Source organism: uncultured Nostoc sp. (assembly GCF_964245445.1).
Taxonomy (GTDB): domain Bacteria; phylum Cyanobacteriota; class Cyanobacteriia; order Cyanobacteriales; family Nostocaceae; genus Nostoc.
Genome location: NZ_CAXTNE010000307.1, coordinates 1 through 8,850, shown reverse-complemented (window position 1 = coordinate 8,850; position 8,850 = coordinate 1). Strand labels below are relative to the sequence as shown.

The 8,850-nt window shown below is 41.3% G+C and carries 9 protein-coding genes and 3 pseudogenes; 4 read left to right on the top strand and 8 right to left on the bottom strand.

Going from position 1 to position 8,850, the window contains the following annotated elements:
* Positions 1–58: 58 nt before the first annotated feature.
* The 4 genes and pseudogenes from ACFE90_RS32605 to ACFE90_RS32590 form a co-directional block, all read left to right on the top strand.
* Positions 59–457: pseudogene (locus ACFE90_RS32605) on the top strand (transposase); the annotation flags it as partial.
* Between the two features lie 65 nt (positions 458–522).
* Positions 523–777, top strand: a complete 255-nt coding sequence (locus ACFE90_RS32600) for a hypothetical protein (RefSeq protein ID WP_375506450.1) — start codon at positions 523–525, stop codon at positions 775–777.
* Positions 778–859: 82 nt separating this feature from the next.
* A pseudogene (locus ACFE90_RS32595) lies at positions 860–1,482 on the top strand (DNA cytosine methyltransferase); the annotation flags it as partial.
* Positions 1,483–1,953 carry a hypothetical protein gene (locus ACFE90_RS32590; RefSeq protein WP_375506451.1) on the top strand — a complete coding sequence of 157 codons (471 nt, stop codon included), beginning with the start codon at positions 1,483–1,485 and terminating at the stop codon, positions 1,951–1,953.
* 249 nt (positions 1,954–2,202) lie between these two features.
* Here ACFE90_RS32590 and ACFE90_RS32585 read toward each other — a convergent pair whose 3' ends face one another.
* The 8 genes and pseudogenes from ACFE90_RS32585 to ACFE90_RS32550 form a co-directional block, all read right to left on the bottom strand.
* Positions 2,203–2,685, bottom strand: coding sequence for a cupin domain-containing protein (locus tag ACFE90_RS32585; RefSeq protein WP_375506449.1), 483 nt, complete (start codon positions 2,683–2,685; stop codon positions 2,203–2,205).
* Between the two features lie 140 nt (positions 2,686–2,825).
* Positions 2,826–3,785: a DUF6999 family protein gene (locus ACFE90_RS32580; RefSeq protein ID WP_375506448.1), complete on the bottom strand. Its 960-nt coding sequence runs from the start codon at positions 3,783–3,785 to the stop codon at positions 2,826–2,828.
* Positions 3,785–5,746 (bottom strand): beta-ketoacyl-ACP synthase III, encoded by a 1,962-nt coding sequence (locus ACFE90_RS32575; protein ID WP_375506447.1) that lies wholly within the window; start codon positions 5,744–5,746, stop codon positions 3,785–3,787. The genes ACFE90_RS32580 and ACFE90_RS32575 overlap by 1 nt, the downstream gene beginning before the upstream one ends.
* 913 nt (positions 5,747–6,659) lie before the next feature.
* Complete coding sequence (locus ACFE90_RS32570) at positions 6,660–6,971, bottom strand: hypothetical protein (RefSeq protein WP_375506446.1); 312 nt, start codon at positions 6,969–6,971, stop codon at positions 6,660–6,662.
* A 10-nt stretch (positions 6,972–6,981) separates the two neighbouring features.
* Positions 6,982–7,188 (bottom strand): hypothetical protein, encoded by a 207-nt coding sequence (locus ACFE90_RS32565; RefSeq protein ID WP_375506445.1) that lies wholly within the window; start codon positions 7,186–7,188, stop codon positions 6,982–6,984.
* 22 nt (positions 7,189–7,210) lie between these two features.
* Entirely contained in the window at positions 7,211–7,717 is a 507-nt protein-coding gene (locus ACFE90_RS32560; protein ID WP_375506444.1) for a hypothetical protein, read from the bottom strand.
* A pseudogene (locus ACFE90_RS32555) lies at positions 7,711–8,403 on the bottom strand (IS4 family transposase); the annotation flags it as partial. The gene ACFE90_RS32560 and the pseudogene ACFE90_RS32555, both read right to left, overlap by 7 nt.
* Before the next feature lie 199 nt (positions 8,404–8,602).
* Positions 8,603–8,797 (bottom strand): type I secretion C-terminal target domain-containing protein, encoded by a 195-nt coding sequence (locus ACFE90_RS32550; RefSeq protein WP_375506443.1) that lies wholly within the window; start codon positions 8,795–8,797, stop codon positions 8,603–8,605.
* Between the last annotated feature and the right edge of the window lie 53 nt (positions 8,798–8,850).

Here is an 8,850-nt window from a genome sequence, read left to right as displayed (position 1 = left end):
CTGCCTGGATTAGAGACTTTTTTTTTACGTCGAACTCAGGTTCTATAGAGGCTCAAAAGTTACAGTAATTGGAGCAATTAGTATTAAAAAAGTAGTTGCATTAATGACAATGAATGGTTCAATGGATAGCATTGCATTTGAATTATTTATTGAGAAGTTTTTAGTGCCACATTTATGGTCAGGAACAGTAGTAGTGATGGATAATTTATCCGCACATAAACTAGATTCAATTGTGCCAATGATTGAAGCTGTAGGTGCGAAAGTTATTTGTTTATCCTCATACTCCCCCGATTTCAATCCAATTGAATTATGGTGGTCACAACTTAAATCTTTTTTACGCAGTTTTGCTCCAACTACAACAGAAATGGTTGATAAACTAATCTCAGTTGCACTCGATTTAATAAATCCTCAACATTTAAGAAACTGGTTTGCTAGTTGCTGCTACTGTACCTCATAACAGCCGTAAATGCTGTAAACAATTCGCAATTCGCAATTCGCAATTATTAACTAGGAGTAAAAGGAATGAATCAAAAAATTAGTATCGCAGATAGAACGAAAGCTTTGGCAATAAGAATAGTCAAAGCTTGTACTTTTTTAGATGAAAAGCCCGGAGTTTGTCGAATATTATCAAAACAGTTACTCCGAAGTGGTACTCCTATCCAATTCGCAATTATAAATTCGCAATTCGCAATTCGCAATTATTACCTTACAACGACTGCAACGCAAAAAGTTGGGGACTTTGATAGCAATATTCCACTCTTCTCCTTTAAATCATAAATTAAGGAGCTTACATCCTAAATGAATCAATTTTCAATTATATCTACAATTGCGAATTGCGAATTGTTCGTGCGCTGTTCCAATGATTCGTCTAATGCAACAGCAGGGGGCAACTAGGGAAGATATCATCGCCTTTATCAAGAGAGCGAAAACTAAAAAGCCATCACCAAAACTAGATATCTGCAAAAATTTTGATAACACAAAATTAAAACCAGTTCTTCCAGATGATGCCCCGATCGCCATAGTACTTTTCGCTGGTGGCGGCGGGATTGAAGCGGGGATGGTACAGGCTGGTATTCGCCCAGTCATTGCAGTAGAGTTCGACCCCACCAAACCAGACTTGAGCAGGGCAATCGCCAAAACTCATCACCACAACTTCAGCGAGTATAGCTGTAAAATAATCCAGTTAACAGTTCAAGAAGTAGCGCAGTTAGGATTTCTAGGTTTTCCTCACCGCCCCGATTACCTCCACGCCTCCCCAGTATGCGCCAACGTAAGCCTTGCCCACACAGCCAAAGCAGGTAAGGGCGTTGAAACGGCTGACGATCTGACGGCAGCGATCGCAGTAGCAGAAGCCATCCGACAGTTGCAGCCACGGGTGTTTACTCTCGAAAATGTCCCACGCTATCAGAACAGTCAGAGTTTCAGTATCATTCTGGATGCTTTGGAACAAGGGGATATCTGGTCGATTACAGCGTGGTCAACATGGCTGATTTTGGACTGCCCCAGGCGCGTCGGCGGTTAGTCCTCATTGCAAGCAAGGGTTTTCACGTTGCCTTACCAACTCGCAGAAAACCAATAGGGTGGTACGAGGCGATCGCTCATCTAATCCCTACGATGCCCGACTCTCAACTACTGCTCAAGCAACAACAAGCTTTGGAGAAGTTTTTAGCCGGGAATGCGCCAACACCACTGCTAATAGAAAGAGTTGGGGGACGTACACAGTCCAAGTATAAACCTGGACATTTACCCTGTAATATCATTCTGCGGTCGCATTTCACAGATCACAAAGGTTGCAACCGTAGTAAGTTCGCTGATATCTGGTTGCCTGATGGTACGGTCAAGTCTTTGTCTGCGTGCAAACTTAGTTTTCGCCACGGCAACCAAAATAATCTGATCAGCAGCGATGAAATCCTAAACGTGCGCGGCGAACGACGAGGAACGATCACCACCTGAAACACATCAAACGACACAATGAGAATAATTAAGATACCGATGCTTGCCTCACATATCGCCATCATTTGATTGCCTGAGTCGGAACTTTTACCTTTGACAAAAATTGTAAACTATGCATAGCCAGATTTTGGAAGATTCTGACTCAAATGGCTCCTTTGGGTTAACAATGAATAGCGGGTGTACATCTGTGGTGTGCGATTGGTTAGTAGTGGTGTAAACTGTGACAAAAGTCCAATTTTATCATCACATTCATCTGTTTTTAGGAGTGGTTAAAATAGCTTTTGGTTGATTAACATTAAATAGAGAAGCAGACAAAAGAATAACTGGTTTGGTTGTCTGGTTTTCTGCATAATGAATCATAAGAGCAGGTTCACCTAAAGAATCTCCCACTGTAAGCTGTATAGTTTTCCCTTTTTTAAGAATCAATTCTGTACCGTTAGCTTTCGTTACTTTAGCCTCTCCTTGTACAACAGTATAAGTTAAAGTTCCCGCCTCTACTCGTTCAATCTGCATTCCTGGGTGAGTATGAGTAGGGAGTCTTGTTCTTGGTGCGATGGTATAGCGTACAAGCTCAAGAATCTGCTTTTGATCGCCAGTTGGATAACCACTTGCTAAAATTTCACGCTTAACAGATTGAGTGTAAGTATTGGGTGAGGAGGTTTCTTGGCTGTTAACAGTTACAGTGCCAAAAGCCAGGATTGCTAAAGGGAGAATCACAGACACTTTTCTCATCTTAAAAGTTTTTTGTTTGGGGTAATTTAATAGATATTAGAGCAGATGTTGTCATGATTAGGCTCTCTAGTCCAGTTTCAAGATATTTTTTCAGAAGCTACTTTTAGTCTCAACTCCAGTTAAGGGGGATAGATACCTTACTAACTCTTGCTTTTTTCCAAGGTTTCTACAGAATGACGAATTTCCAGATAGCGATGAAGATATTCAGTAATAATCCCATGCATGAATAAATCACGGGCAGCTTGAAAAGGACTGTTTGGTGCTAAAGGATGGCGATTTGTAACTAGATGATTCCAGTTATAATCATCAATAATTGTACTAATGTAGACGGCAAAATTTTCATCCAACTGTAGTGATAGTACTGCTCGGGTAAATTCATCACTAGTTAAACACAGGGAGTAAAATACTTTAAACAGTTCAATTGTTGATTCCAAGTCAAGAATCTTCCAAGGAGAACGGGTGTCAAAATCTATATCTATTTTTACAGGCGTAATACTATCGTAATTTAGTTCTCGTTGTTTGAGTTGTTCCAACCATTGGGGATTTGCTTGTTGTGCCTGGTGATAGTCAAGGACAAAGTTATAAAGAATCAGGTCATGCTCTAAAAAGGCATTTTTTTTAGCTAAGTCATCAACTGTACGTGGGTAAAGTTGAGATTTTTCTATCATTGGGTCAGGGCCGTTATCAATCAGGAAATTAATAATGCTAGACCCAAGACAGATGTGACGTACAATCAAATAACAAGCTTCTGGTGAAACAAAATGCTTCAGAAAAAATGCAGCAGATTTGTGCATCAAACCATGTGCATTAAACTGAAATGGCAGCAAGCGCTTGACAGTGATAATCAGTGCCAACAGCACATTTGCTAGCAGCTTAATCGGAATTAACAGATAGCGGCGAGTCCAAACTTGTAAGTCCCGAATCATGCAAGCTTTTGCAAGTGGGTCAACAGGAATCGCTGCATCCAAGTAGAGAGCATCCCAAACGTTGGGATCACGTCGATTATGTAGTTGTGATATCCAAGGTTTAGGGGATTGGGATTCCTGGACTTCTGGTAGTTGCTTTTCTTGGAGAATTTGTGAGGATAATATTTCTTTCATTACTTAATTTCCTCAAGTTGTAATTGATATAAGCGAGCAGTGACTTTACTTGTTTTAACAATGTTAGAGCAGATTTCAGCAGTCATCCAGTCAGCATTAATAATTGACTGTAGTTTGTTAATATGGGATTGATCATTAGCACCGTGATAAGCTAAAAAAGAAACTTGGTCATCTCCCAAACCCAAAGTTTTCTGAATTAGGGAAGCCCACTGTGCAGCTAACTGATTTCCTAAACCTTCAATAATGAACATACTGCCAATCAGGTCAACTGGGTTTTCCTGTGATGCCTGATGGAAAATAAACGCTGATAGCGCTTCCGAACCAATATTTTTTTGAGCCTCAACAATTTCTTCTAACACGCCCCCAACTGAGACATAGTTGTGTTCTAACATCTGATAGTCACGATGCTCATCTTGTGCATGACCAATAAACGTAGAACGCAACTTAAAATCTGTCATATTCGATGCAGCACGAGCTATCCAACGCGCTCCTTCTACAACTTGAGGACGCAGATTACGTAACAAAGCTTTGTAGTCTTCTAGAGTAAACGCGCCCCGATGCAATTTGCGAACAATCGGCACAGAACGCAACTGGTGTTCAAACTCCAACCAGACTTGTGCTAATTGACGCAGTAAATCAGATGCAACCGAGTTTGATTGTTCTGCTTGAATGCTGCCCTGAGAAAAATTAACAAATGCAAATTGAATATTTTCTTTCTTTTGTTGGTTTAGGGAGAGTGAGTTAGGGTGCAAGAAGTTAATTTCCTGGGTTGAATTACTATCCTGCAAGGAGTTATATTGTTCTGTTAAACTGCTGAAGGCAACTGTTGATGCTTCTACTACACTCAGCATCATGTAAGCCGTTGTGTAACGTCCACTCTCTGGTACGAAGCAGAAAATTTTTTGACCTGAGCGCAACTTACCCGAATAAAATAACTCTTCTAACATCAGGTAAATTGAGGCACAGCCAGTATTACCCCGTGTATAGAGGTTGGTAAACCATTTCTCTTGCGGAATCATACAATCAGCTTTTTGTAAAAGCTCAACTATTTTTCCTCGGAAGAAGTGAGAGGAGTAGTGGCACAAAAGCCAATCAATTTCCTTTGGTTCAACTCTTCGGGACTCAATCAACTTCAACCAACCTTCAACTCCCAATTTGATCACATCATCTAGTCCACGGATATTTTGCCGCAAATTAATAGCTCCAGTAGCAGCAGCATCAGCATAGGATGGATAATCCATCCAACTTTTTTGACCAGTTTCATCTTCTGTACCAGCATACATGCATAAAGGATAAGTATTAGCATGAGAAACTAGTTCAATCCACTCAATTTTTAAACTAATATTATCAGCTCTTGGCTGATTTTGAATTAAGAACGAGCCAGCACCATCTGAGAGCATCCAGCGAAGAAATTCAGTATCAAAAGGTAATTTTCCTCTTCCATCTTTAAATCGAGATTGGGCTTCAAAGTGAGTGTGTTTAAATAAACGAGACGCTAGTTCGGATGCTACGGCAACAGCAACCTGCTTTTTTCCCAATTCGACTTGAGATGCTGCATACTTCAATGCAGCGATACCAGCACAACAAACACCTTGATTTGAAGTAATTTCTAAAGAAGAAAACTCTGGTAATTCGCCATGTACCATACTGCCAAATCCGGGGATCAATAAATCAGACCAGCTAGTAGCACAAGCTAACAAATCAACCGCAGTCGGTTCTAAATTCATCTTCAATAGTGCATCACGCACAGCAGTAGCAGCCATCTGGCTATTAAGATAGGTAGTGTTCTGCTGTCGGTCAAGGGCATAGTAACGTTGTTGAATCCCATTACTTTGGAGGATGCGATGTCTGGCTTTAGAAGCCTGCCCGCCTATTTTACCCAGGTAGTCTTCTATCTGATCGTTGCTAATCGGTTTCCCAGGTAAAAATTTACCGATACTGTTGATATAAGCGCTGTTCATAGTAAAAGCTCTTTGTAAATTAATAGATAGCTATACTCAAGCTTTGAGCAGAAAAATATGTGATAAATTACCCCTTATAAATAGGCATTTTTTGAGAAAATCAGCAAAAAAAAAGCTTGAAACGACAATAATTTATCTGATTAAAGTATGGAATTATACTAAAAATATTTTCCCAAGATTGTGACAGTTTGATGAACGCACGTTTCCAGCCAATCAAATTCATCAATGCGATTGAATAGAATACAAATTATCTTCTCTAAATATTGTGACAGTTTGATGAACGCACATAAAACAATTCGCAATACTTCGGCTCCCTTCGGCTACGCTCAGTACAAGTTCGCTTTTTCGCCCATTCGCAATTCGCAATTAAATCAAGCCAGACACAAGGGGTAGGGTATCGAAGAGCCTTGGGATACAAGGACTGTTTCTCTGACGAGACGCTAGCGCGAACGCGCCACTTGCGGGCGAGGTTTTAAACATGAAGCTTTTTTGATAAACACCATCAATTATATTTTGGGAACCAATGGTTCCCATTCGCCCTTCTAGCGCTGCACCATTACCCCCAAGGGAGCAATTGTAGGCTGTGGAGGGGCGGTTGTAACAAGGGCAAAGGAGAGACGATCCCTTACGGTAGGCGCACTTTCACAAAAATACTCTACCGAGTTATTCACATCAATAGAGTATATAGTTTTACAATAATCATCTTTTATCAGCATTCAGTTTATATTCTGGCAAATATTTATACCTCTGTACAAGTACTGCAAATCTTGCCTACAGCGATCACATAAAGCACTGTATGAGGGCAATCGCTCCTGCTAATTCGCTCTCATCACTGCCGCTATCTCCTGATATCCCTTGACAGCATAGGTCATATTCGTGCGTTGCCTCTGGGATTGTTCAAGGGCAGCGATCACTAAAATATAATGCCTGCGTTTTGAAATAGTGGCAGTTGAATTACTTGGGTTTGTTTGGCGTTATCCAAATTGGACAAGGAAATGCCCAGTAACCTAATACTGCGATTCTCCAGGTCAATCGACTCAAACAGTACTTTGGCTATCTCAAAAATCGTAGAAAGTTCACTGATGGGAGCAAGCATTGTTCTACTGCGGGTTATCTGATGATAGTCAGAAAACTTGACTTTCAGAGTTAATGTGCGGACTCGCGTTTCATGTTGCTCTAACCGTTGCTCACAAGAAAGGGCAATCTGTTCGAGTTCCTGCAACATTTCACTATGATCACTTAAGTAAGAGTGCAAATGAGGTTTCTGCACCGATGGACTTACGAACCCGATTCGCCTCAAATGGTCGATCATCTTCTGCCCTGGCAATTTTGTAGTAGTATTGTCCTGCTTTACCAAAGTGGTGTGTTAGCTCCAAGAGCGATCGCCCCTTCAAATCTGCGCCAGTGTGAATGCCGAGCGAGTGCATTTTAGCCGCCGTCACCTCTCCAATGCCGTGAAACTTTTCAATTGGCAGTTGCTCTACAAAGGCGTAGACGCTTGCGGCTTGTCGTAGACATCGCTTGCTCCGGTAAAATCACGGTTAGTCCGTTGGGCTTGTTCTGCCCTGATGCCATTTTTGCAAGAAACTTATTAATTGACACACCCGCAGTTGCCGTCAATTTCGTTTCCTGGAAAATCGCAGTTTTGATGTGTCTTGCAATAGTAGAAGCGTAGGGGATGTTTTGCTTATTTTCAGTAACATCCAGGTATGCTTCATCTAGTGCAACTCCTTCCACTAAATCACTGTAACGTTTAAAGATAGCGTGGATTGAAGTGGAAATCTCTCGGTAGACATCGAATCTCGGTCTAACGAATATCAGCCCAGGACATTTGGCAATTGCTGTTACTGACGGCATCGCGGAGTGAATCCCAAACTTACGAGCTTCATAACTGGCGGCTGCAACTACGCCTCGTTGATTGGGACTGCCACCAACGACTAATGGTTTGCTGGGTGTAGCTAGGGTATCCACGATAGATAGGAGCCGTCTTCTAAAGGTTTTTCTGCCAAGAATTTAACATTCTTCTGGATTCTACCCACGTAATCGCAACCTTTAGAAATTGTTGTATGTACCATTGCATAGGAATGTAAACCCCTATCCCACATTAATAACATCCCGTCCTGTACTGAGCGTAATAATTTCAACGCTCGTACTCGTTCTCCGATACGATATGGACATATTAAAGCATCAAATATTATATGTGTTCCTGTTTCTACTAATATGACTAATCTCACCTTTGGAAATGCTGCTTGTGTCCCAGGACGACTACTGGGACGACCAAACACTCTGGCGTTTTCATCGCTGTCTGGAACATCAAAACAAGTGCCATCAATTACTACTATTCGTAGCCCATTGAGAAATGCTCCCAAAGTCTCACCAGTTGCCATCGGTCGTACCAACTGGTGAAATAATTGTCTCATCACCCTTGCTCCTAATCGCTGTCTAGCTTGTGTAATAGCTGATTTACAGGGTACTCGCCAATATTTACCAACTTTAACCCATGATTCTGACAAACCATCAATCAGGTTTTTCAGTACATCCCGCATCGAATCTCTCGACCAAAGACTCATTGCAATCAGCAGGCAAATTACTAATTGTGTAGGCAAAGACCGATTTCTTTCTTCTGAGGCTCTGCTTGTTGCGGTAAGCGAAGCCATGCCGTAGGCTTATCGCCTGTTCAATTGCCGTCGTAGGTATCGCTGTCTCAATCCCTTTCAGCAAATCTCTACTTTGTATTGTTGGAGACAACAGTGAGAAATCCTTCAGATGTACCACGGTTAATTTTCATGCTTGGGAATAATGCTTACTTTACCTGAGTTTCAGACTTAACTGAACCGTATTGCCTTATAGCCAGTTCTAGACCAAGACGTTACTGCCAATAACTAAAGAGTTAGCAGAGACATTATTCAAATTCACCAATAAGCTAAACCCTTGGGTAGATGTTATTCCATCTCTATCAATCTGAACTTGAGTATTGACACCACTAGAAACAAAACGCAAGTAGCTATCAGTAATAGGATTGCTACCACCGTAGCCCAGGCTATCAAACAAGGGGAGCAATGCGATTTTGTGAGATCATCATAAAGACAGCAGGGGAGCAGGGA